A 22,827-nucleotide genomic window follows, 5' to 3' on the forward strand; every position below is an offset into this window, starting at 1 on the left:
TGTCATAAATTTCACACAATATATTTACTATCTTTTCTATCTTAGTTTTAAGTTTTTTAGGAAAATGGAAGCCAGTCGGTTTCTGACACGACCTGATTATCCCAAAATCTAACCAATCAATTCTTCTTGAAATGAAACATAAGGACATTGAGGATATCAAGATCAAACAAATACTGAACCACACGGCCAATGCCGTGCAAATAGGGGTGTATGAATTTGACATGGCCAACAAAGAATTATATTGGAACGATACCATAAAAAAAATTGTTGAAGTCTCCAATGATTTTGTCCCTACCCTTGAATTAGAACTAAGCTTATACAAAGAAGGAGATTGTAGGGAAAAGGCCCGCCAAGCTTTGGAAAAAGCCATTCATAAAGGGGAACCGTATGACCTTGATGTAGAAATGGTTACAGCCAAGGGAAATCTACGCTTCATACGTAAAATAGGTTATCCCGAATTTAAAAATGGAACGTGTGTTAAAATAGTAGGGGTCCTCCTAGATATTTCAGATCGTAAAAAAGCAGAATTTGAACTGGCCAAGAAAAACCAACAACTCAACAATGCGGAAAAAATGGCCAAAATTGGAAATTGGAACTGGAGTACCATTACGGGGGAACTAACTTGGTCCGATAATCTTTATGAAATCTACGGTCTTTCTAAAAACGAGGACATTTCCTATGAAGTCTATTTGAACCATATACATTTGGACGACAGGAACCTCGTGGAGCAAAAGATAAAGAAGGCTATGGAAACAGGGACCTACGATGATCTCATATATCGTATTCAGCTTAGGGACGGTACCACAAAAATCATCAAGTCCATGGGCATTGTCAAAACTGATCTCGGAAAAACCGTGGAAATGTTTGGCACATGTCAAGATATAACCGATCAGGTCAACAAAGAGCAAGAGCTGGTTAAAAAAAACCAACAGTTGACATTTGCCGAGGAAATGGCCCAAATTGGTTATTGGGAATGGGATATTGTGAATGACCACCTTATCTGGTCTGATAATATGTATCGGATTTTTGGTTTTAAGATTGGATCTAAATTGGGCTTTGAAAATGTTGTTGAGGCAATTCACCCGGATGATCAAGATAATTTTCGTGCCAACGCAGCGGAATTCATATCCGAAAAACGGTTCAGAAAATTCATGCACCGAATAGTCCACAAAAATGGCGCTATTAGAACCGTTGAACTTTTTGGCGAACTTATAATGGATGGTGCCGGTAATGTGGTTAAAATGGTAGGCATCACCCAGGACATTACGGAACAGCGCATGTCCGAAATCAAATTCCGGGGACTTTTGGATTCCGCACCGGACTCCATGGTAATCGTAGATCAAAAAGGCACTATCCATTTGATCAACAAGCAAGCCGAAAAAATGTTTGGATATACATTTTCCGAACTTAAAGAGAAACATGTGTCCATGCTTGTACCGCAACGACTATGGGACACCATGGAGTTTTATGCAATTCCTTTTTTTAAAGACCCTAAACATACCGGACTTCCAGACAACCTGGATTTCTTTGTTCATAACAAGTCAGGTTTCCAAATTCCGGTTCAAGTTACCCTTAGCCCTCTTGAAACACCCGAAGGACTCCTCGTTTCCATAGCCATTAGGGATATAACCACCCAAAAACAGGCGGCACACAGAATCATGGAAACCAACAAGAGCCTAAAAGAATCCGCAAAAAGACTAAAGGCCCAAAACCGACAGCTTGCAGAGTTCAACCATATAACATCACACAATTTAAGGTCCCCCGTCAGCAACTTGAGTGCACTACTAAACATTTACAAGACAGAAAATGATGAAGAGATGAAGGAGGAACTCATCGAAAAAATCGAGACCGTCACTAATCATCTTTCTTGGACATTGGATACCTTGGTAGAATCATTGATGATAAAAAACGCCGAACAAATCCCTGTGGAAAAAATCTCCTTTGAGGATACCCTGTCAAAGACGAAAGAAATGTTGGCGGCCCAGATCTTAAAATCGGGAGCAAACATAACCTCCGATTTTGCCGATGCTCCTTCTGCCATGTATAACAAAGTCTATTTGGAGAGTATTTTCTTGAATATGGTAAGCAACTCCCTGAAGTATTGTTCGGAAAATAGAACCCCCGAAATTTTCATTCATTCCAAAGTGGAGAACGGAAAAACACAACTTGAATTCAGGGACAACGGACTTGGAATCAACTTAAAGAAAAATGGACACAAACTTTTCGGGTTCAACAAGGTGTTTCACCGGAACAAAGATGCCAAGGGTGTTGGGCTATTCTTGACGAAGGCCCAAGTAGATGCTATGGGAGGTAGTATTTGGGCCGAAAGTGAAGAGGGTGTTGGCACATCCTTTTTTATAAACCTAAATAACTGAATATGAGTTCCCTTAATGTCTTTGTTGTGGATGATGACGATATCTACCAATTCACCCTGAAAGTAACTTTAAAAAGTATCCCTTCCGTAAGGTCGATAAGCACTTTTTCTGATGGAGCAGAAGCACTGGAACATATTATGGCCAACAAGGACGAATTGGAAGCACTTCCAGACATCATTTTTTTAGATATCAACATGCCGGTCATGGATGGATTTCAGTTTATGGATGAATTTGTAGATTTACTTCCTCGGTTGAATAAGGAAATTAAAGTGTATTTGGTTTCCTCCTCCATAGATCCCATGGACATGAAAAGGGCCCGAAGAATCGACGCCATTTCAGATTATCTGATAAAACCCCTGAAATCCGAGGACATTAAGGAAATCCTACTTCAAATATCATAAAGGACTGTCCGAGTATCAGCAAGATAAAAGACAACTCTGTATTTCAACAGATCTAGGCAATTTTTTCTCAAAAAAGCGCTGCCCTAGATTATTCAGCCAGAAAAATCTTCATATTGTTAGTATGGCATTCATTTAACGTCTAATAAGTTTTTACCAAAGAAACTGACTAAAAGAGCAACTTGTTCCAAAAAAAATTATTTTTGGGATATCTAAACAACTATGGCCGAGAACGAACTCCATCCTGAAAATTGGGTCGACCTCTACGCTGATTACCTGTTCAACTATGCGGTTGCTCGGGTTGGCGACGCGGATTTGGCCAAAGATTTGGTGCAGGAAACTTTTTTTGCCGGCCTCAATTCCGCCAAAAATTTTAAAGGCGATGCTGCCGAACGCACTTGGTTGATATCCATCCTCAAACGAAAAGTGATAGACCATTACCGAAAGATCAATTCCAAAAAAGGTAAGGCCGAGGTCCGCATCAATTACAGTGAGGATTCGGAAGCCGAAGGCGATTGGCTGGAACAACAAGTAGCCGACCCGTTCAGCAAGGACGGTGACCATATCATGGAAAATGAAGAATTGGGTCTTGCTATTCAGGACTGCATTTCCAAACTGCCCCAAAAACAGGCACTGGCATTTAAAATGAAGACCATTCAGGGCATGGGAACTGAAGACATCTGTAATGAATTGGGCATTAATCCGTCCAACCTTTGGGTAATGATCCATAGGGCACGAACGGCACTTATGGGTTGTTTAAACGATAATTGGTTTTAGCTATGAAGATTTCATGTCAGGAGGCATCAAATATCTGTAACAAATCACAATACAAAGAGGCAAGCTTTTGGGATATTGTGAAGCTTCGTATTCACCTATTGTACTGCAAGGCCTGTAAACAGTATTCCAAAAAGAACAGTGAGCTTACCTCCATGTGCGATCGGGCGGGGCTTACCATGCTTTCCAAAGACGACAAGGAACGTATGAAGCGTGACCTTGAAAAAAAATTCTAGAAGATTTTCTCCACTCCCCAGAACAACAAAAACCAAAAAATAGGAATCGCTTCCACCCAAAAGGATACAAAGTAGCGTGACCTCATTCTTTTGTCGGACATCAGTACCAACACCAAAACAAAGACAAGCGCCAATCTCAAACCTATCTCCATGGGATGAATGTTGTCTTTCAAAAATGTGAGGAGAAAGAAAACCATGGTCATAGCAGTCCCCACGTTTTTTGTGTTCTTGACTCCCAAAACCTGAGGTAGCGTTCTTAAACTCTTATCATCCCATTGCAGATCCCTGATTTCAAAGGGAAGGATCAATATCAGTACCAAAAGAAAGCGTTGTGCAAATGCAATCCAAAAATCCCAGTGCAAGGGCATATGGGCGTCCAGTGCCGGGAATAAAACGGTAAATCCCGCCCAAACAAAGGCAACTATATAAATTTTAAGTCCAGCCAAATTCCTAAGGTTCTTGGCGCGTGGCAAAAGCGGTACGGCATAAAGAGCGGACAAAAGTCCCAGAACAATCGTTCCCCACCAAATGCTTTGATCCAGTTGAAAAAAGAAATAAAGGGCAAATCCGAACGAGAGAAAACTGAAAATTTGGATGCTCTTGTGATAGGCATTGGAGACCATCAAATATTTATAGGCCTCCACCCCATATTTAATGAAATTGTAGCAAACGATCACACTAAAAAAAATAAACCCCAGCAGATCTATATCAGAAAGAGTACCGAACAGATGAAAAGTGACACCGGCCATTGCAATGACCGCCAAAGCCACATGGATACTAGCATCCAAATAAAAATCGAATATGGATTTCAATGTGCGCATATGAACAAAACAATGGCGGAAAGCAAAAGGTTAATTTGTGGTTAACAACTTTGCCCCATCGACCATCAAAATTGCCCATTTTCATTGAATTAATCCCTAATTTTGTGCACTTTATTGGATTGAACATGAACACAGAGGTTTTTGCCGCCAGACACATAGGCATTACAGAAAAAGACATGCCCCACATGCTCCAAACCATTGGGGTTGAAACCGTGGAACAACTCATCAACGAGACCATCCCGGATGACATTAAACTCAAACAATCATTGGACCTTCCTTCTGGAATCAGCGAACACGAATTCCTGAGCCATCTACAGGAATTGGCCCAAAAAAACAAGATTTTCAAGACCTATATCGGTTTGGGGTATCACGAAACCTTGACCCCATCCGTAATCAAAAGGAATATCTTGGAAAACCCAGGATGGTATACCGCCTATACCCCTTATCAGGCAGAGATTGCCCAAGGCCGTTTGGAAGCCCTTTTGAACTTCCAGACCATGATCACCGACTTGACAGGAATGGAAATAGCCAATGCGTCCCTTTTGGATGAAAGTACGGCTGCCGCCGAAGCCATGACCATGTTATTCGATGTTCGTGGTAGGCAACAAAAAAAGGATGGTGCATCCAAATTTTTTGTTTCAGAAGAAGTATTGCCACAAACTTTGGACCTGCTGAAAACAAGGGCCATTCCATTGGGGATAGAATTGGTGGTAGGCGATCACGAAGCCTTTGATTTCTCTTCGGAATTCTATGGTGCACTGCTCCAATATCCTGGCAAACATGGACAGGTCCATGATTATGACTCTTTTGTGGAAAAAGCCAAGGAAAGAGAAATAAAAGTAGCCGTTGCTGCCGATATTTTAAGTTTGGTATTGCTCAAAGCCCCTGGTGAATGGGGTGTTGACGTTGTAGTAGGCACTACCCAACGTTTTGGTATCCCTTTGGGATACGGCGGACCACACGCAGCCTTTTTTGCCACCAAGGAAGAATACAAAAGAAGTTTGCCCGGTAGGATCATTGGGGTGACCAAGGACACCGATGGCAACCGCGCTCTACGTATGGCACTCCAAACCAGGGAACAGCACATAAAAAGGGACAAGGCTACATCCAACATCTGTACCGCACAGGTGTTATTGGCCGTCATGGCTGGCATGTACGCCGTATACCACGGACCAGGAGGATTGAAATACATTGCCAACAAGGTCCATACACTTACCAAACTGTTGGCAAAAGGACTGGAAGCCATTGAACTTGAACAATTGAACACCAGCTACTTTGATACCATCAAAGTGAAATTTTCCAGTATTGAAAAGCTAAAGGACGTTTGCGAGAGCCGTGGCATCAACCTAAATTATATTGATCAGGAAACCGTTTCCATATCCTTGAACGAAGCCACTTCCGAAGAGGATTTGAAATTGCTGCTTTCCTGTTTTATCGTTTCCCAAGAGGATAAAAAAGAGTTTTCGTTCGAAAGCGGGATCAAAGAAGTGATTCCTTCATCCCTTCAACGCAAGACCCCATTTTTGGAGCACGAAGTGTTCAACTCCTACCATTCGGAGACAGAGTTGATGCGCTACATCAAAAAATTGGAACGCAAGGATTTGGCCCTGAACCATTCCATGATCTCGTTGGGAAGCTGCACCATGAAATTGAACGCTGCCTCCGAAATGCTTCCATTGAGTTGGCCTCATTGGGGGAACATACACCCCTTTGTTCCTTTGGAACAAGCTCAGGGTTATCAGGAAGTTTTAAAATCCTTAGAATCGTATTTGAATGTGATCACCGGTTTTTCGGCCACTTCACTGCAACCCAACTCCGGGGCACAAGGTGAGTATGCCGGATTGATGGTCATCCGCGCCTATCACGAATCCAGAGGGGAAGGACATCGCGACATTTGCCTGATTCCCGCCTCTGCACACGGAACCAATCCAGCTTCCGCCGTCATGGCCGGCATGAAAGTGGTGGTGACCAAGACAGATGAAAAAGGAAACATAGACATGGCGGATTTGGAAGAAAAAGCCAAACAGCATGCCGAAAATCTGGCCGCCTTGATGGTGACCTACCCTTCCACCCATGGGGTATTTGAATCCTCCATCAAACAGATCACCAAATTGATCCATGACAATGGTGGGCAGGTATATATGGACGGTGCCAACATGAACGCCCAGGTCGGTTTGACCAACCCTGCGACCATCGGTGCCGATGTGTGCCACCTGAACCTTCACAAAACCTTTGCCATTCCCCACGGGGGTGGTGGACCAGGGGTTGGACCCATTTGTGTTGCCGAGCAATTGAAACCTTTCCTTCCTTCCAATCCAGTGGTAAAAACAGGAGGCGAGGAAGCCATTACCGCCATATCGGCAGCTCCTTGGGGAAGTGCCTTGGTCTGCTTGATTTCCTACGGATATATCAAAATGTTGGGAGGTGAAGGACTTACCAATGCCACCAAAGCGGCCATCCTGAACGCCAACTACATCAAAGATCGCCTAAAAGGCAAATTCGATGTGCTTTACTCCGGGGAAAAAGGTCGTGCTGCACACGAAATGATCATCGATTGCCGTCCTTTCAAGGCCAATGGAATTGAAGTCACCGACATCGCCAAACGGTTGATGGACTATGGTTTCCATGCGCCGACGGTTTCTTTCCCGGTTGCCGGAACCTTGATGATCGAGCCTACTGAAAGTGAGAGCCTTGCCGAATTGGACAGGTTCTGTGATGCCATGATTTCCATCCGAAGTGAGATTGATGGGGCCAATGCGGAAGAAACGGACAACGTGCTCAAAAATGCCCCACATACGTTGGGCATGATTACCAGCGATACCTGGGAGCATGCATACAGCAGACAAAAAGCGGCTTTTCCATTACCTTTTGTGGCCGAAAATAAATTTTGGCCCAGTATACGAAGGACCGATGAAGCTTTTGGGGATCGTAATTTGATATGCACCTGTACTCCGATCGAAGAGTACATGGAAGCCTAAAAACCATTGTAAACGTTGATAAAAGCCTTGGCGGAAATTCCGGACCAAGGCTTTTTTCTTTTTTGCCGATTTTGAAACCCTACTTTGGACATTGTAACACTTATTATGCATGCATAATAACTAAGTCAAAAAGTTCATATCTTAAATCAATTTTAAAAACCTCAACATGAAAATTGGCATATCAGGCACTGGAAGTTACATCCCCTCCATCGTCACCAAAAATGAAGCGTTTTTGAACCATGAGTTCTTGGGTACGGATGGAAGTAAATTTGGGTATGACAATTCAACCATAATTGAAAAGTTCAGGGCCATTACCGGAATTGCCGAAAGAAGGTATGCCGAGCCAGAACTTAAGACCTCAGATCTTGGGTACTTAGCTTCCGAAAAGGCCATTCTAAATGCACAGATTGACAAGGAAGACCTGGACTACATCATATTTGCCCACAATTTTGGGGATTTGACCCAAGGAAAGATCCAAGGGGACACATTGCCCAGTTTGGCAACCCGAGTAAAACATTTATTGAAAATAAAAAACCCAAAGTGCGTTGCCTATGACCTTATTTTTGGTTGTCCGGGATGGATAGAGGGCATTATACAGGCTTCCGCATTCATTAAAAGTGGAATGGCCAAGAAGTGCCTCGTCATTGGAGGCGAAACCCTCTCCAGGGTCGTGGACGAATTTGACCGGGACAGTATGATCTTTTCCGATGGTGCGGGGGCCGCAATACTCGAAGCCGACCCAGCAACAGGGGAAATACTCGCACATGCCTCCCTTACCTTTGCCAACGAGGAGGCCTACTATCTATATTTTGACAAGAGTAATCGTTCCGGTTGTTGCCAGGACACGCGCTACATCAAAATGCAAGGACGCAAGATCTACGAATTTGCCTGTATCCATGTCCCCAAGGCCATGGCCGAGTGTCTGGACAAAAGTGGGGTCGGTATTGATGAGGTAAAAAAAATATTCATCCATCAGGCCAATGAAAAAATGGACGAGGCCATCATTAAGCGCTTTTATAAAATCTATGGAAAGGAAGTCCCGGAAAATATAATGCCCATGAGCATACATGAATTGGGAAACAGTTCGGTGGCCACGATTCCAACCCTGTACAATATGGTCCTGAATGGCGAACTGCCGGAACACAATCTAAAGAAGGGGGATGTTGTGATCTTTGCAAGCGTTGGCGCCGGAATGAACGTGAATGCAATTGTATATAAGTATTGATGCCAAAAAAAGAAGATTCCTAGGATCCATGCATTTATGAAATTCATGTCAACCCATAGAATTCGGGAGCCGAGAAGCAGAACATAATTTCCAAATGTTACCCAACATAAAAACTTAATTGGGATTTGTAATTTGTTTTTTGGAATTTTAGCCAATGTACGAGAACAACTTTCCGAACAAACGCTACAAACACACCATGGCGTTTTTGCAAAAACATATCCCTACGTCCGAATCCATTTTGGATCTTGGGGTAGAGAACCCTTTTTCAGAAATCATGAAAGCCGAGGGTTACCAAGTGGAAAACACTAACGGTGAGGATTTGGACATTGACTTTAAAGCTGTTGCCCAATCCAATGCCGAGGTAGTGACCGCATTTGAAATCTTTGAACATTTGGTGGCCCCTTTTAATGTTTTGAAGGAAGTAAAGGCCAAAAAATTAGTAGCCAGCATACCCATGAGATTGTGGTTTTCGTCGGCCTACAGGAGCAAGACCGACCCTTGGGACAGGCATTATCATGAATTCGAGGATTGGCAGTTCAATTGGTTGTTGGAAAAAGCGGGATGGACCATAAAGGATTCGGCTAAGTGGACCAACCCCACCAAAAAGATTGGGATCCGACCTTTGTTACGGTACTTCACCTATCGATATTACATTGTTTATGCTGAAAGAAATGACTAGTTTGTCATTAAGGGCGCAGTCGAGAAATCTCCTGCAAGCTAACCTAGTTAAAGAATTTTCAGAGATTCTTCAATCACTTCGCTCTTTCAGAATGACCAAGCCCATAAAATTCCAATCAACGGTTAAAACCTATTGGGAATTATGAACTGTTTTTTGGAATTTTAACCCATGCAAATCAGCATCGTTATCCCGGCCCATAATGAAGCAGCTTATATCAAGGATTGCTTGAACTCGTTTGTAGCACAAACCTATCTGCCCAACGAAGTCATTGTAGTGGATGACAACTCTTCCGACAATACTTTTGACATAGCCCAAGGTTTTGCTCAAAAACATCCGTGGATCAAGGTGTTTCAACGGAAATCCAAAGATGAGCATGTTCCTGGCAAAAAAGTAGTGGACACCTTCCATTTCGGATTGGCACAAACTTCCGATTTTGATCTCATCGGCAAGTTTGATGCCGATATTATTTTACCGCCCCAGTATTTTGAGACAATGGTGAACCGGTTTCAGTCCAACTGGAAATTGGGGATGTGTTCGGGTCTTTTATACATCAAAAAAGAAGATAATTGGGTCTATGAGAACATTTCGGACAAAACCCATATCCGTGGTCCCATAAAATTGTACCATAAGGCCTGTTTCAACAAAATCGGAGGATTGAGACCTGGGGTCGGGTGGGACACGGTGGATACGCTATTGGCCAAGTACCACAATTTTGAAACAGAGACCATTCCAGAACTTCACGTAAAGCACCTTCGATCAACAGGACACGGATACAGTTCCCAAAATTTTCTAGTTAAAGGTGAAGCTCTTTACAAAATGCGCTATGGTATTGTCCTTGCCAAAATAGCCGCCCTAAAAATGGCGTGGCAAGCCAAAAGTCCAAAACTGTATGTTCAAACAATCTTTGGCTTTCTGAACGCCTTTCTAAGACAAAAACCTCACTACGTAACAAGACAAGAGGGTAAATTCATCCGAATGTACCGTTGGAAGGGAATTTGGTCCAAATTATAAATCGGACTTCTTAAGATTCATTATCCGTCAATTCAAAACAATTATCCATCAATTCAAAACATTCTTTCATCAATTTCACTGTTGAAATGAACAAACTATCTGTATTTTAAAACGTTGCCAGATTTTCCTACAAAAATTCATAGATAATGGTAGAAAAACAACCTCATCATGAAACCAACAACACGGGAGGCATCAAAATTCGAGATTGAACTTGGGTCGGGAGAAATCTTGGACCGGTTGGAAAAAGGCTTGATTCATAAGGGCTGGAATCGCTTGCTACACAATGGACCTGAACTCTTACTACGATATAAGGTAAAATCAACCTTTGGACCCTGTGGCGAGATTATCCACATCCAAATTTCAGAAATCAACCCTACTCAAAGCCTAGTGGAGATTCGAAGTAAACCTCATTTGTTGAACAACATCTTTAAGCGTGGCAATGATAAAAGGAACATCAATAAGGTAAAAGCGGTGTTCAACATAATGATATAAAATCATGCTTCCCCTTTAGCATCTATACCAATTAAAGAACAGCTGGACACCTAATCAAATTCCAAAACCTCTGCTATGGGTTTTCCTGTGGTCCCACTCGGGAAGGCAATGCCCAATAAGGATGCTATAGTTGGTGCTATGTCAGGAATCTCCGTCCTGTTTACCGTGCTACCATGTTTGATCCCTTTTCCAAAAAGAAGCAGGGGTACATGGGTATCATAAATCTGCGGAGATCCGTGGGTGGATCCTGTTCTACTATACGAAATATAACCTGGACTTGGAACGATCAATACATCCCCTGAACGTTTTTGGTTATACCCGTTCTGGAGAATATAGGGAATGCCTTCGGTATAGTCATTCTCCCACATCTGATGGCCTGTGTAAACCTGACTTATTCCCTCATAGCCCAACAATTCCTTGGCAATGTCTTCTTGGGCATCATCTAGATCAATATCGAGATTGTTCAAAATCTTGTGATCCAGAAACAATTGGTAATTGGATTGGTTTTTCACCACATCGGTAGTTCCATACTTGTATTTCAAAAACTCATCGAAATGTTCTTTGATTCCTTTCATATCCAGATAACCTCCTGGTAATTTTTGATCGGTCAAATAAGACGGAACATTTATAGCGGCATGATCCGCTGTCAAGAATACCGTATACTCCCCTGCTCCCACTTTGTTATCCAATGTAGCAAACAAACGGGCCAAATCTTGATCCAAACGGATATAGGTATCTTCAATTTCCTTGGAGTTCACACCAAAAAAGTGCCCAACATAGTCGGTACTTGAAAAACTAACCGCTAGAAAATCGGTGAAATCATCTTTACCCAAGTTTTCCCCTTCCAAGGCCGCAATGGCAAAGTCGGTGGTGATACTATTTCCATATGGCGTGGTTCTCAACAAATTAAATTGGCCATTTGCGTCCCATAGAGCCGGAATATCATGCGGAAAGGCAGAGGTGGTCTCCCCTTTGAACATGCCCTCGTAATTATTGGCATCCGTGCCGCTTTCTGCATAGGAATCTATGGGTCTGAGGGTTGTCCATGATTTTTTATAGACCTTGACCGCATCAGAGTTGTTATAATCAACTACCCATTGCGGCAAGGCATCCATATAGTAGGAACTTGTAATCCAATTTCCAGTTTCACCGCCTTCATACCAAAATGCACCATTAGCGGAATGGCCGGCAGGCAAAATGGCTCCTCTATCTTTAAGGGCAATCCCAATGACCTTACCTCTTTGTTGTGTGTGCAAACGTAACTGATCCGTAATGGTCGTGGTCAATAGTCGATGTGGAGACATCTTACCTGCATCCGAGGTTGTACCTACAGAAGTGTAGCTTTCATCACCGGCGCAATACACCATTTTTCCCGATTCCTTATCATACCAATCATTCCCGATAATACCGTGCATGGCCGGGAAAGTACCAGTATATACCGAAGCATGCCCCGGACCCGTACTGGTCGGTGCGTAATTATAATGATGGTTTTTACCGTTAAATCCTTCGTTCACCATTCGTTTAAAACCACCTTCTCCGTACTGATCCCAAAAACGGGTCAGATAATCGTACCGCATTTGGTCTACAACAATACCGACCACCAATTTCGGGGATTGGGCCAAGAGTTCACTTGGAGTCTCTTCTTTACTATTTTTTTTTCGCTGTCCAAAGGACAAGCTGATCATGCATACCAGTAAAAAGGGTAAAATAAGGTTGGTCTTTTTCATGGAAAGAAATTAGTCAAACGACAACAAAGCTATTCATTTATCCTGTTTAAAAAGTTTAAATGAAGGTTAAATGCTCCACAATATTCTTATTTTTATCACCTCAAGTCCAAAGTAAGCTAATGAAATACCTTGAAGCGATTGGGAAATACTTCATCATGATATGGGAAGTATTCAAAAAACCAACCAAGTGGCCCATCATGAGATCGTTGATTCTAAAAGAAATAGATGATCTGATCTTCGGGTCCATGGGTATCATCATATTCATCTCCTTTTTTATTGGGGGTGTGGTAACCATCCAGACCGCATTGAACCTGAACAATCCCTTTTTACCCAAAAGTTTGATCGGTTTTGCCACACGGCAATCCGTCATATTGGAGTTTGCACCGACCTTTACCTCCATCATTATGGCGGGTAAAGTGGGATCTTATATTACCTCCAGTATCGGTACCATGAGGGTTACCGAGCAGATTGATGCCTTGGAAGTAATGGGAGTGAACTCCTTGAACTATTTGGTTTTCCCTAAGATCATCGCAACCATGATCTATCCCTTTGCAGTGGCTGTTTCCATGTTTGTTGGCATTCTAGGAGGATGGGTAGCCGCAGTATTTGGTGGTTACGCCCCTAGCGGGGAGTTCATTAAAGGGCTTCAAATGGATTTCGATGCTTTCCATGTAACCTATGCCTTTGTCAAATCTATTGTGTTTGCTTTCATCATTGCAACAGTTCCATCTTTCTATGGGTATTACATGAAAGGTGGGGCGTTGGAAGTGGGCAAGGCCAGTACCACTTCGTTTGTTTGGACCAGTGTGGTGATTATCATCTGTAACTATGTATTAACACAAATGCTTTTAGGCTGATGATCGTAGTAGAAAATGTACACAAATCCTTCGGGGAACACCATGTACTAAAGGGAGTTTCCACCATATTTGATAAAGGGAAGACCAATTTGATCATTGGGCAAAGTGGTTCCGGGAAAACGGTCTTTTTAAAATGTTTGTTGGGCTTGTTCGAGCCGGATGAAGGTCAAATCTGTTACAACGGTCAATATTATTCCGAGCTTTCAAATGCGGAACGCAGAAATTTGAGACAGGAAATGGGTATGGTTTTCCAGGGCAGTGCCCTGTTCGATTCCATGACCGTGGAAGGAAATGTAATGTTCCCTTTGGATATGTTCACCAACCAGTCCAAATCGGAAATGCAAGATCGTGTGGATTTTGTTTTGAAGCGGGTTAACCTGATTGACGCCCACAAGAAGTTCCCAGCGGAAATTTCCGGGGGAATGCAAAAGCGGGTCGCCATTGCTCGGGCCATTGTAATGAACCCCAAATATCTTTTCTGTGACGAACCCAACTCTGGACTGGATCCCAAGACTGCTATTCTGATAGATAACCTCATCCATGAAATCACTCAGGAATACGATATTACCACAGTGATCAACACCCACGACATGAACTCGGTGATGGAAATCGGGGAAAAAATCATTTTCTTGAAAAATGGTTACAAAGAGTGGGAGGGCACGAACAAAGAAATCTTTAAAACGGACAATCAGGCCGTAACGGATTTCGTCTATTCTTCGGAATTGTTCAAAAAAGTACGCCAAATGTATATTGAGGAGCGTAATTAATCCTTACAATAACCTACTTCATCGGACTTCAGACATCCTGAAAATTACTCCACTTCTTTAACTACTAGGGTAGAATCCTGAAGTCTCAGCTTTAACCAGGCCAACATTTTTTTAATATCAGCATCCTTTTGGGAAGAACGGACCCCGTCTTTCCATTTAATACTAAAAACAGGTACGGTATCCAATTTTTCAAAGTCGGTATTGATCTGATAGGAAAATCCCATTTGTGACAAATTTTCATAATTGGCCTTGGCCTCTTCACTTATGGCCTTGAAGGGAATCTGCTTTTCAGCATTTTTGGATAGATTGGATACTTCGGCTTCCAATAATCGTATTTGTTCATCCTTGTTCAATAATTCGGCCTTATTCTTTTCATATAGCTCGCTCACATAGTTAAACTTTTCCTGGGAATCGTCCTTACCCCCTTGAATGATATGCAATTCGGCGTCCTTCAATCGGCTATACTGACTTTTTTGGGTTCGCCAAGTGTTCACCACATTTTCAGGAATCAGTTCATCACCCATACAGACCAACTCTATCAATGGAGTTTTGCCATCGTTGTATTCAATTTTTGTCAGGTTGTCCACATATCTTCCCGCTCCTTCAAACTGGTACACACCTATTGTCTCACTCAGAAATTCTTGTGCCTGTTTTTTGAACAATGATTCTTGAAAAACTTGGTAAAATGTAAATCCAGCTGGAATCATCACCAAAATCCCTGTAATGGAGGCCAATCGAGCAATCAATCTTCTTCTGTGTGAATTGGCATATCGCACCATTGGGAATCGTAAAAACTTGATGACCAGGAAAGTTGCCAGTCCAATAAAAATGGTGTTGATAATAAAAAGATACAGGGCTCCAGCTGCATAGGAAGGTTTTCCTATAGCCAATCCAAATCCTACGGTACAAAGTGGCGGCATCAAAGCGGTTGCAATGGCTACACCAAAGATGACACTTGCAATAGTACCTTTTTTAGCCCTGGCGATAACCAATGCCAAACCACCAAAAAATGCGATGAGTACATCACGGATATCGGGTTTGGTCCTCGCCAAAAGCTCGGACGAAGCATCCCGCAGCGGAAAAAGATAAAAAAACAAAAAGGCAGTGATAACACTCAACACCACCATTACGGTAAAATTCTTGAGTGACCTTCGTAACGTATCAATATCGTTAATGGCCAAAGAAAGACCCATACCCAAAATTGGGCCCATCAATGGGGAAATCAACATGGCTCCAATGACAACGGCAGTTGAATTTGCATTAAGACCAATGGAAGCTATGAATATGGAACAAATAAGAATCCATGAGGTATGTCCCTTGAACGGGATATCGGCGATGATAGATTCCGTGGTGGTAGTGACATCCGTATTGGAGCGAATTTCCAAAAGATCAGAAAGAAATTTCCGAACACTGCCCAGCAGTCCTTTAAAATCTTTTTTTACTTCGTCACCACTATCCTGATCCGTACGTGGTCCAGTCTTTAATTGTTCCTCGCTCATAAATTATGCAAACTGATCTCCAAATTTGTCCTTTACTTCTCCAAGTACTTTTTTGATGTCCTGTTGTTTGGATTTTGGATAGATCAACAAAACATCTTCCTTATCCACAATAATATAATCTTCAAGACCATCTACCACTACAATTTTACCTTTTGGAGACCTGATCATGTTGCCCTTGGCATTTTCAAGTACCACTTGGGCGTTCACAACGGCGTTTTCGGAAGCGTCCTTATCCAATTTTTCATATAGCGCACCCCAAGTACCGAGGTCGTTCCAATCAAAGGTTGCAGGCAGTGTATAAATGGATTTGGATTGTTCCAAGATAGCATAATCTATGGAAATGTTATCGGCCTTGGCATAGTTTTCCTTGATAAAAGCAATCTCCTCCTTAGTATTGTAGCATGAAATTCCTTCGCCGAACAATTCATACTGACTGGGTTGATAGGATTTAAATGCTTCCACTATGGTCTCCACACTCCACATAAAAATTCCGGCATTCCACAAAAAGTTACCTTGAGCCAAAAATTCCTTGGCCGTTTCATAATCCGGTTTCTCCCTAAATTGGGACACTTTTTTCAACTTCTCGTCACTCCCTTTCTCAAATTCGATATAACCGAAACCGGTATTGGGATATGTGGGCTGAATACCCAAGGTGCAAAGCACATTTTGTTTTTCGCATTTATCGAAACACGCGGTTACATCCCTTTCAAAAGCATCTTCATCCTCTATCCAATGATCACTGGGTGCCACGATCATCACTGCATTGGGGTTCATTTTTTGAATTTTCAACGAAGCATATAAAATACAGGGGGCCGTATTGCGCATGGCAGGTTCCGAAACCACCTGTTCCGGTTTTACCTTTGGTAATTGTTCCAGAACCAAATCATTGTACCTTTCATTGGTAAGAATCAAAATATTTTCGGTGGGAATGAACTTGTTCAAACGATCGAATGTCTTTTGGATCAAGGTTTTTCCCGTACCCAACATATCGTGAAACTGTTTTGGGTTTGCGGTAGTGCTCACCGGCCAAAATCGGGAACCTACCCCTCCTGCCATCAAAACTGCGTAATAATTCTTGTTCATTGTTATTCTGTTTTAATTGTCTTTCCAAATGTAAATGAGGAATCTCAAAACATTCCTTGCAGATTTCTCAATCGTCCCAACCATTTTTGGGTCTCATTTCGAAATGACATTATTTACTATCGTTTTATTAAATACTGTTTTCCTATTGCCAAATCAATTCACCAATTCCACTTCGGCATTCGGCTGGAACAAGTACATTCTGCCAGTTGCCAATTCCACACATTCGTAGCGCTTTACCTTTTTGTTTCCCTTTTTGAACAGTTTTCCATTGTACAATCTAAAAACACTGCCATAAGGTATCTCATATACATAGCTGCTCAACCGCTCCTCAACATCAAAAGCCTTTAGTGCGATGGACAGGCGTGCATCTGTACTACTGCTGGCCTTTGGGTTTTTGAAATGGTTCGCAATGATAGGTAATAATTGGTTCGGAAACACCTCCGGCCTAATAAAAGGCACCATCAAATGTTGAAAGGTACGTTTCCACTCCTCCCCATGGGGTTTTATTAAACGACCATACCTTTCAAAGGCCACCAAATGGGCAATCTCATGGACAAGCGTAATCAAAAATCGGTATTTATTCAGGGAGGCGTTGACCGTAATCATGTGTGTTCCACCAGGCATCCTCCGGTAGTCCCCATGACGGGTAACCCTATGGTTCACGATCTTCAAGTGAACCCCATGCGTTTTGATGAGTTCAAAACAGGGTTCAACCGCACGTTCCGGTAAATATTTTTGAAGGGTGGTGCTCACTGAGACAAAGTTAATGTTTAATCCAATTGGTGAAAAAGCTCGAGAAAAATCACCTAACAAATAATTCTAGGGGGAAAGTGTAACAAAAATTCGGTTACATTATCTCTATTCACATAAACTCCTTAAAACCAACTGTATGAAAAAGATACTGTTAAAGATTCTGATGCCTTATGATTTTAAAAAAGGAAGAATGAATATTGGGATTGCCATACCTAGAATAATAGGGGGACTAAGCTTAAGTTTAGAATTCGGCTCACCCAAATTTGGTATGCCTTGGTCCATGAAGGATGATATGGGTTTCTTTCAGGTAGCATCTTGGTTCCCAGAAGATGTAAAAGAATTTGGGATGCCATTTGTTTGGGCACCTTGGGTATTTGCTTGGTTTGGCGCAGCAAGTGAGGCCATTGGCGGATTGTTTTTGGCCTTGGGCTTGGGCACACGAATCAGCGCTTTTTTTATAGGAATGACAATGTTGACAGCAACATTCTTTCAAAAATGGCCCGAGGCCATGGAATACAACAGCAGTTGGCCCCTATTACCTGCAATGGGATTTTTTTGGATTGCACTATATTCCTTCCTGTTCGGATCAGGAACTTGGGGACTGGATCATCTTTTGACCAGAAAGTTTAGAAAAGAAACTATTTAAGGTGTACTATTACTAACCTGCAATAATTTTCCGTTGTAGAGTTTATGTCCGGTCAAGGCAAAATCCTTGATATAAGTGGCCATTTCAGCTGCTGTTATAGGGGCTTGATAGCCTGGAAATGCCTCTTCCAACATTTCGGTCTGCACTGCACCCAAGGCCAGAACATTAAAACTGGGACCCGTCTCCTTGAATTCCTCCGCCCAAAGTTCAGTCAAGGTAATTACGGCCCCTTTGCTGGAGCTATAGGCGGAAAGGCCAGGAAATTTAACGCTCCCTTGCACCCCTCCCATGGAACTTATGGTGACCACGTGGCCATTTTTGCCCATGAATGGAAGCACAGTCTTGGTCATTTCCGCAACACCGAACACGTTTACTTTGTAAACACTCTCAAATTCTTCTGCTGAAATGTCCTGAAATGGTTTGTTTAACAGTCGGCCCGCATTATTGATAAGTATATCCACCACGTGCCATTGAGAAAGAAAATCGTTTACTTTTTGAAAATCGGACCGGTTGCCCAAATCGAATGAAAAAGTATGCACGTTGGAAAGTTGTAAATTTTCAACTGGCTTTGCATTTCTAGATAGAGCCAAAACCTGATGACCTTCTTGAGCAAATTGCTTTACCAATTCAAAACCAATACCCCTACTTGTCCCTGTGATTACGATATTTGCCATTTTCAATACAATTTGTCATTCCCGTGAAAACGGGCATCCATAAACCTTACCTTCCATCCCTATAAGAGGACACTTAATTATTTTTGATTTCTTGGGTCGGTGCATTGGCAATCCCTTCCAACACAGGAATGGTCTTGTTCACCAAATTGGCCATATGTTCAAAATCCATCTTATCCGCTTCATCCCCAACTTTATGATAGTGGTCAAAATTGGTAAAATCGAACGTGCTAAATGTATGGGATGGCACTCCCATCTCTACATGAAAGGCGTAATTATCCGACCGTTTGAATAAACTATATTCCTTTGCCGTAGGCAAGAAACCCACTAGCTTTTCTTTGGCATAGGCATTGCTCACTTCGGCCAAGTTGGACATTTCAAAACCTGTGAGGTACATCAAATAATCTTTGTCCTTCATCGGAATTCCGGTCATTTCAAAATTGAGCATGGCATATAGGTTCACTCCTTGCTCCTTCAATTCCTTGGCCAAATGTTTCGATCCCAACAATCCTTTTTCCTCGGCACTGAAAAGGGCAAAGATCAAACTGCGTTTGTTGGTCTTGTGGGTTCCAAAATATCGTGCATATTCAAGTACAGTAGAAGTACCTGAGGCGTTGTCGTTCGCACCGTTCGCAATGGCATCACCGTTCTCTATGTTTACGATACCGATATGGTCGTAATGCGCCCCTATAACAATGTATTCCTTCTTCAAATCGGAATCATTACCCTCCACAATCCCAACGATGTTAAAGGCAGTCTTGTTAAAATTGGACAAGGTATCACGATAGGTCTTGAAATAAGGTTTAACCCTGTAAGATTTTAAGTAGTTTTCAATATAGGTCGCAGCCAATTCTATTCCCTCGGTGCCGGCATCACGGCCCTTCATATCGTCGGATGCCAAATAGTTCATCATCTCACCGATTCGCTCCGCATCGGTAAAAGTTTCGGTCGTTTTTTTGGTCGCGCCTGGTTCCGCAGCTGGACTGCCCATATTTTGTGACGTACCACAATCCATGGCCAAAAGTGCAACAAGAGCATAGATAAAGATTTTCATGTATTTCGTTTTTTGATTTTTTAAAGATAAAAAAAGCATCCTTAAAAGGATGCTTTCATCATATGTTATTGTCCCTTTCGACTACACTCAGGGCGTTTAAAATTAAGCCAACATGGTCACTGGGTTCTCCAGATAGGCCCTCAACGTTTGAAGGAACTGGGCACCCGTAGCTCCGTCCACGGTTCTGTGGTCGCAAGCCAAAGTAACCGTCATGGTATTCCCAACTACGATCTGTCCATTTTTAACCACGGGTTTTTCCACAATGGCTCCTACGGATAAAATGGCCGAATTGGGTTGGTTGATAATGGAAGTGAACTCCAAAATACCGAACATACCCAAGTTAGAAACCGTAAACGTGCTTCCTTCCATTTCATCCGGTTTTATTTTCTTGGTCCTGGCCCTACCTGCCAAATCCTTCACCGCAGTTCCCAATTGGGATAAGGTCAATTGATCGGCAAACTTGATCACAGGCACTACCAAACCATCTTCCACAGCAACGGCCACGCCCATGTGCACATGGTGTTTGTACACGGTGGTATCGCCATTCCAAGAGGTATTTACCTGTGGATGTTTTTTAAGGGCCATGGCACAGGCCTTCAATACCATATCATTGAAAGACACTTTAGTGTCCGGTAAATTATTGATCTGTTCCCTTGAAGCCTTGGCATTGTCCATGTCCACTTCAATGGTCAAGTAATAGTGTGGTGCGGTAAACTTGGATTCCCCCAAACGCTTGGCAATGACCTTACGCATGGTAGAGTTTTTCACTTCCTCCACACTTTCCTGTCCTACAGGCAAATTCATTGGAGCCACTGGTGCAGCGGCTGCAGTGGTTTGGGCAGCAGGGACACTTGATGGTGCCGCGGAAGGCTGGTAGTTCTCAACATCCTTTTTCACAATCCTACCGTAATCACCTGAACCTTTAACATCGGCTAGGTTGATTCCTTTATCACTGGCTATTTTCTTGGCCAATGGCGATGCCAAAATACGATGACCATCTTGGGTAACCGTAACAGTTTCGGTAGTTGTTTCAGGTTTGGGTGTCTCGGCCTTTGGTGCTTCATCAGTGGGCTCGCTTGACGCAGTACTCCCACCTGATTGGGCATTTAAAACGGCATCCACATCGGTTCCTTCCGGGCCAATGATGGCCAAAAGTGAATCAACGGGAGCACCTTCACCTTCTTTGATGCCTATATACAGGAGTACACCTGAATAAAAAGACTCGAACTCCATGGTGGCTTTATCGGTCTCTATTTCAGCCAAAATATCGCCTTCCTCCACCTTATCGCCCACTTTCTTCAACCAACTGGCCACGGTACCTTCTTCCATGGTATCGCTCAGTCTTGGCATGGTCACGATTTCCACTCCTGCAGGAATGGAAGCGGCTGCTTTTGGGGCAGCAACTTTTTCTTCGGCTTTGGGTGCTGGAGTTTCTTTTGCTTCTTCCATGGCAGGGGCCGATCCACCGTTCAAAAGGGAGGAAATGTCTTCTCCTGCACTACCGATGATGGCCAAAAGTGAATCTACCGGAGCACCTTCACCTTCCTGAATTCCAATATGGAGCAACGTGCCTTCATGAAAGGATTCGAACTCCATGGTAGCCTTATCGGTCTCAATTTCGGCCAATATATCTCCTTCTTCTACTTTGTCCCCTACTTTTTTGAGCCATTTTGCCACGGTACCTTCTTCCATGGTATCGCTCAATCTAGGCATGGTGATTACTTCTGCCATCTAATTATAATTTATGTGGTAAAAATGGATAGTTCTCCTGTTCGTAAACAACGTCGTACAATTGCTCGATCGGCGGAAAATCTGACTCTTCCGCAAACTTTTCGCATTCGTCGACCAAATCTTTTACCCTTTGATCTATATTCTTGATCTCATCCTCGGTGGCATATCCTTTTTCAAGGATGATGTCCTTCACTTGGGTGATGGGATCTATTTTCTTGTATTCCTCAACTTCTTCCTTAGTACGGTAATGCTGTGCATCCGACATGGAGTGACCACGGTAACGGTACGTTTTCATTTCCAAGAAAGTTGGTCCACCTCCGGTACGTGCCCTTTCCACTGCTTTGTCCACTTCCTTGGCAACAGCGGCAGGATCCATTCCATCCACAGGGCCACAAGGCATTTCATAGCCCAAGCCCAATTTCCAAATATCTGTAGTGTGTGCTGTACGGGCTACAGAAGTACCCATGGCATAACCATTGTTCTCACAAATGTAGACCACCGGCAATTGCCATAGCATAGCCAAGTTGAACGATTCGTGAAGGGCACCTTGCCTTACCGCACCATCACCCATATAACAAAGAGTAACAGAATCCCTTTTAAAGTATTTATCGCCAAAGGCCAAACCGGTTCCCAAAGGAATCTGACCTCCTACAATACCGTGACCACCGTAGAAACGATGTTCCTTGGAGAATATGTGCATGGAACCACCCATACCTTTGGACGTTCCTGTCACCTTTCCATAAAGCTCGGCCATCACCCTTCTTGGATCCACACCCATACCAATGGGCTGAACGTGGTTACGATAGGCAGTGATCATGCGGTCCTTGGTCAGGTCCATGGCATGCAGGGAGCCAGCCAAAACAGCCTCTTGGCCATTATACAAGTGGAGAAATCCCCGGACTTTTTGTTGAATATATACGGCGGCCAATTTGTCCTCGAACTTTCTCCAGAACAACATGTCCTCATACCATTTAAGGTAAACTTCTTTGGTGATTTTTTTCATCAACGGTAGTATTAATTGAAATTTCCCTGCGCTGGGGAAGAGCAAAA

21 protein-coding genes are annotated in these 22,827 nt (G+C 42.9%); 12 read left to right on the forward strand and 9 right to left on the reverse strand.

Features of this window, described 5'->3' with window-relative positions; all coding sequences use genetic code 11:
- Positions 1–131 precede the first annotated feature (131 nt).
- The 4 genes from GTK07_RS10405 to GTK07_RS10420 all read left to right on the forward strand — a co-directional run bounded on the left by GTK07_RS10405 (position 132) and on the right by GTK07_RS10420 (position 3,783).
- Entirely contained in the window at positions 132–2,375 is a 2,244-nt protein-coding gene (locus GTK07_RS10405; protein ID WP_163635177.1) for a PAS domain-containing sensor histidine kinase, read from the forward strand.
- A gap of 2 nt (positions 2,376–2,377) precedes the next feature.
- A complete protein-coding gene (locus GTK07_RS10410) occupies positions 2,378–2,776 on the forward strand; it encodes a response regulator (protein WP_163635178.1) in 399 nt (132 codons plus the stop codon).
- Positions 2,777–2,995: 219 nt separating this feature from the next.
- A complete protein-coding gene (locus GTK07_RS10415; RefSeq protein WP_163635179.1) occupies positions 2,996–3,550 on the forward strand; it encodes a sigma-70 family RNA polymerase sigma factor in 555 nt (184 codons plus the stop codon).
- A gap of 2 nt (positions 3,551–3,552) precedes the next feature.
- Positions 3,553–3,783: a hypothetical protein gene (locus GTK07_RS10420; RefSeq protein WP_163635180.1), complete on the forward strand. Its 231-nt coding sequence runs from the start codon at positions 3,553–3,555 to the stop codon at positions 3,781–3,783.
- Here GTK07_RS10420 and GTK07_RS10425 read toward each other — a convergent pair.
- A complete protein-coding gene (locus GTK07_RS10425; RefSeq protein WP_163635181.1) occupies positions 3,780–4,604 on the reverse strand; it encodes a UbiA prenyltransferase family protein in 825 nt (274 codons plus the stop codon). The genes GTK07_RS10420 and GTK07_RS10425 overlap by 4 nt on opposite strands.
- A 125-nt stretch (positions 4,605–4,729) precedes the next feature.
- Here GTK07_RS10425 and gcvP point away from each other — a divergent pair, with 125 nt between their 5' ends.
- From gcvP to GTK07_RS10450, 5 genes are all read left to right on the forward strand, one after another.
- Positions 4,730–7,582 carry an aminomethyl-transferring glycine dehydrogenase gene (gene gcvP / locus GTK07_RS10430; protein WP_163635182.1) on the forward strand — a complete coding sequence of 951 codons (2,853 nt, stop codon included), beginning with the start codon at positions 4,730–4,732 and terminating at the stop codon, positions 7,580–7,582.
- A 166-nt stretch (positions 7,583–7,748) separates the two neighbouring features.
- Positions 7,749–8,807, forward strand: coding sequence for a 3-oxoacyl-ACP synthase III family protein (locus GTK07_RS10435; protein WP_163635183.1), 1,059 nt, complete (start codon positions 7,749–7,751; stop codon positions 8,805–8,807).
- Positions 8,808–8,961: 154 nt separating this feature from the next.
- A complete protein-coding gene (locus GTK07_RS10440; protein WP_163635184.1) occupies positions 8,962–9,486 on the forward strand; it encodes a class I SAM-dependent methyltransferase in 525 nt (174 codons plus the stop codon).
- 168 nt (positions 9,487–9,654) lie between these two features.
- On the forward strand, positions 9,655–10,497 hold the full coding sequence (locus GTK07_RS10445) for a glycosyltransferase family 2 protein (protein ID WP_163635185.1): 843 nt from the start codon (positions 9,655–9,657) through the stop codon (positions 10,495–10,497).
- A gap of 168 nt (positions 10,498–10,665) precedes the next feature.
- Entirely contained in the window at positions 10,666–10,989 is a 324-nt protein-coding gene (locus GTK07_RS10450; RefSeq protein WP_163635186.1) for a hypothetical protein, read from the forward strand.
- Positions 10,990–11,039: 50 nt separating this feature from the next.
- On the opposite strand, the gene pafA is transcribed toward GTK07_RS10450, so the two are convergent.
- Positions 11,040–12,716, reverse strand: a complete 1,677-nt coding sequence (pafA, locus tag GTK07_RS10455; protein ID WP_163635187.1) for an alkaline phosphatase PafA — start codon at positions 12,714–12,716, stop codon at positions 11,040–11,042.
- A 119-nt stretch (positions 12,717–12,835) separates the two neighbouring features.
- Between pafA and GTK07_RS10460 the strand changes: the two genes are divergently transcribed.
- The gene (locus tag GTK07_RS10460; protein WP_163635188.1) at positions 12,836–13,573 is read left to right on the forward strand and encodes an MlaE family ABC transporter permease; all 738 of its coding nucleotides are present in this window, start codon (positions 12,836–12,838) and stop codon (positions 13,571–13,573) included.
- Positions 13,573–14,340 carry an ABC transporter ATP-binding protein gene (locus GTK07_RS10465; RefSeq protein ID WP_163635189.1) on the forward strand — a complete coding sequence of 256 codons (768 nt, stop codon included), beginning with the start codon at positions 13,573–13,575 and terminating at the stop codon, positions 14,338–14,340. Before GTK07_RS10460 ends, GTK07_RS10465 begins: the two co-directional genes overlap by 1 nt.
- A 44-nt stretch (positions 14,341–14,384) precedes the next feature.
- Here the strand turns inward: GTK07_RS10465 and GTK07_RS10470 are convergent, their stop codons facing one another.
- The 3 genes from GTK07_RS10470 to GTK07_RS10480 all read right to left on the reverse strand — a co-directional run bounded on the left by GTK07_RS10470 (position 14,385) and on the right by GTK07_RS10480 (position 17,675).
- Positions 14,385–15,839, reverse strand: a complete 1,455-nt coding sequence (locus GTK07_RS10470) for a DUF389 domain-containing protein (protein ID WP_163635190.1) — start codon at positions 15,837–15,839, stop codon at positions 14,385–14,387.
- Positions 15,840–15,842: 3 nt separating this feature from the next.
- Positions 15,843–16,922 carry a mannose-1-phosphate guanylyltransferase gene (locus GTK07_RS10475; RefSeq protein WP_163635191.1) on the reverse strand — a complete coding sequence of 360 codons (1,080 nt, stop codon included), beginning with the start codon at positions 16,920–16,922 and terminating at the stop codon, positions 15,843–15,845.
- A gap of 153 nt (positions 16,923–17,075) precedes the next feature.
- Entirely contained in the window at positions 17,076–17,675 is a 600-nt protein-coding gene (locus tag GTK07_RS10480) for a SprT-like domain-containing protein (protein WP_163635192.1), read from the reverse strand.
- 136 nt (positions 17,676–17,811) lie between these two features.
- Between GTK07_RS10480 and GTK07_RS10485 the strand changes: the two genes are divergently transcribed.
- Positions 17,812–18,321 carry a DoxX family protein gene (locus GTK07_RS10485; protein ID WP_163635193.1) on the forward strand — a complete coding sequence of 170 codons (510 nt, stop codon included), beginning with the start codon at positions 17,812–17,814 and terminating at the stop codon, positions 18,319–18,321.
- Here the strand turns inward: GTK07_RS10485 and GTK07_RS10490 are convergent.
- The 4 genes from GTK07_RS10490 to pdhA all read right to left on the reverse strand — a co-directional run bounded on the left by GTK07_RS10490 (position 18,318) and on the right by pdhA (position 22,780).
- Positions 18,318–18,995, reverse strand: coding sequence for an SDR family NAD(P)-dependent oxidoreductase (locus GTK07_RS10490; protein ID WP_163635194.1), 678 nt, complete (start codon positions 18,993–18,995; stop codon positions 18,318–18,320). The two genes, GTK07_RS10485 and GTK07_RS10490, sit on opposite strands and share 4 nt — an antisense overlap.
- A 73-nt stretch (positions 18,996–19,068) precedes the next feature.
- On the reverse strand, positions 19,069–20,046 hold the full coding sequence (locus tag GTK07_RS10495; RefSeq protein ID WP_163635195.1) for a M28 family metallopeptidase: 978 nt from the start codon (positions 20,044–20,046) through the stop codon (positions 19,069–19,071).
- A 102-nt stretch (positions 20,047–20,148) separates the two neighbouring features.
- Entirely contained in the window at positions 20,149–21,777 is a 1,629-nt protein-coding gene (locus tag GTK07_RS10500) for a pyruvate dehydrogenase complex dihydrolipoamide acetyltransferase (protein WP_163635196.1), read from the reverse strand.
- Positions 21,778–21,781: 4 nt separating this feature from the next.
- Complete coding sequence (gene pdhA / locus GTK07_RS10505; protein WP_163635197.1) at positions 21,782–22,780, reverse strand: pyruvate dehydrogenase (acetyl-transferring) E1 component subunit alpha; 999 nt, start codon at positions 22,778–22,780, stop codon at positions 21,782–21,784.
- Between the last annotated feature and the right edge of the window lie 47 nt (positions 22,781–22,827).

This window comes from Flagellimonas sediminis (assembly GCF_010500845.1).
Classification (GTDB): Bacteria; Bacteroidota; Bacteroidia; order Flavobacteriales; family Flavobacteriaceae; genus Flagellimonas; species Flagellimonas sediminis.

What these genes read in the sequence shown, in the direction of transcription:
- GTK07_RS10405 (WP_163635177.1), top strand. Translation starts at nt 132, where the DNA reads ATGAAACATAAGGACATTGAGGATATCAAGATCAAACAAATACTGAAC.
- GTK07_RS10410 (WP_163635178.1), top strand. Translation starts at nt 2,378, where the DNA reads ATGAGTTCCCTTAATGTCTTTGTTGTGGATGATGACGATATCTACCAA.
- GTK07_RS10415 (WP_163635179.1), top strand. Translation starts at nt 2,996, where the DNA reads ATGGCCGAGAACGAACTCCATCCTGAAAATTGGGTCGACCTCTACGCT.
- GTK07_RS10420 (WP_163635180.1), top strand. Translation starts at nt 3,553, where the DNA reads ATGAAGATTTCATGTCAGGAGGCATCAAATATCTGTAACAAATCACAA.
- GTK07_RS10425 (WP_163635181.1), bottom strand. Translation starts at nt 4,604, where the DNA reads ATGCGCACATTGAAATCCATATTCGATTTTTATTTGGATGCTAGTATC.
- gcvP (WP_163635182.1), top strand. Translation starts at nt 4,730, where the DNA reads ATGAACACAGAGGTTTTTGCCGCCAGACACATAGGCATTACAGAAAAA.
- GTK07_RS10435 (WP_163635183.1), top strand. Translation starts at nt 7,749, where the DNA reads ATGAAAATTGGCATATCAGGCACTGGAAGTTACATCCCCTCCATCGTC.
- GTK07_RS10440 (WP_163635184.1), top strand. Translation starts at nt 8,962, where the DNA reads ATGTACGAGAACAACTTTCCGAACAAACGCTACAAACACACCATGGCG.
- GTK07_RS10445 (WP_163635185.1), top strand. Translation starts at nt 9,655, where the DNA reads ATGCAAATCAGCATCGTTATCCCGGCCCATAATGAAGCAGCTTATATC.
- GTK07_RS10450 (WP_163635186.1), top strand. Translation starts at nt 10,666, where the DNA reads ATGAAACCAACAACACGGGAGGCATCAAAATTCGAGATTGAACTTGGG.
- pafA (WP_163635187.1), bottom strand. Translation starts at nt 12,716, where the DNA reads ATGAAAAAGACCAACCTTATTTTACCCTTTTTACTGGTATGCATGATC.
- GTK07_RS10460 (WP_163635188.1), top strand. Translation starts at nt 12,836, where the DNA reads ATGAAATACCTTGAAGCGATTGGGAAATACTTCATCATGATATGGGAA.
- GTK07_RS10465 (WP_163635189.1), top strand. Translation starts at nt 13,573, where the DNA reads ATGATCGTAGTAGAAAATGTACACAAATCCTTCGGGGAACACCATGTA.
- GTK07_RS10470 (WP_163635190.1), bottom strand. Translation starts at nt 15,839, where the DNA reads ATGAGCGAGGAACAATTAAAGACTGGACCACGTACGGATCAGGATAGT.
- GTK07_RS10475 (WP_163635191.1), bottom strand. Translation starts at nt 16,922, where the DNA reads ATGAACAAGAATTATTACGCAGTTTTGATGGCAGGAGGGGTAGGTTCC.
- GTK07_RS10485 (WP_163635193.1), top strand. Translation starts at nt 17,812, where the DNA reads ATGAAAAAGATACTGTTAAAGATTCTGATGCCTTATGATTTTAAAAAA.
- GTK07_RS10490 (WP_163635194.1), bottom strand. Translation starts at nt 18,995, where the DNA reads ATGGCAAATATCGTAATCACAGGGACAAGTAGGGGTATTGGTTTTGAA.
- GTK07_RS10495 (WP_163635195.1), bottom strand. Translation starts at nt 20,046, where the DNA reads ATGAAAATCTTTATCTATGCTCTTGTTGCACTTTTGGCCATGGATTGT.
- GTK07_RS10500 (WP_163635196.1), bottom strand. Translation starts at nt 21,777, where the DNA reads ATGGCAGAAGTAATCACCATGCCTAGATTGAGCGATACCATGGAAGAA.
- pdhA (WP_163635197.1), bottom strand. Translation starts at nt 22,780, where the DNA reads ATGAAAAAAATCACCAAAGAAGTTTACCTTAAATGGTATGAGGACATG.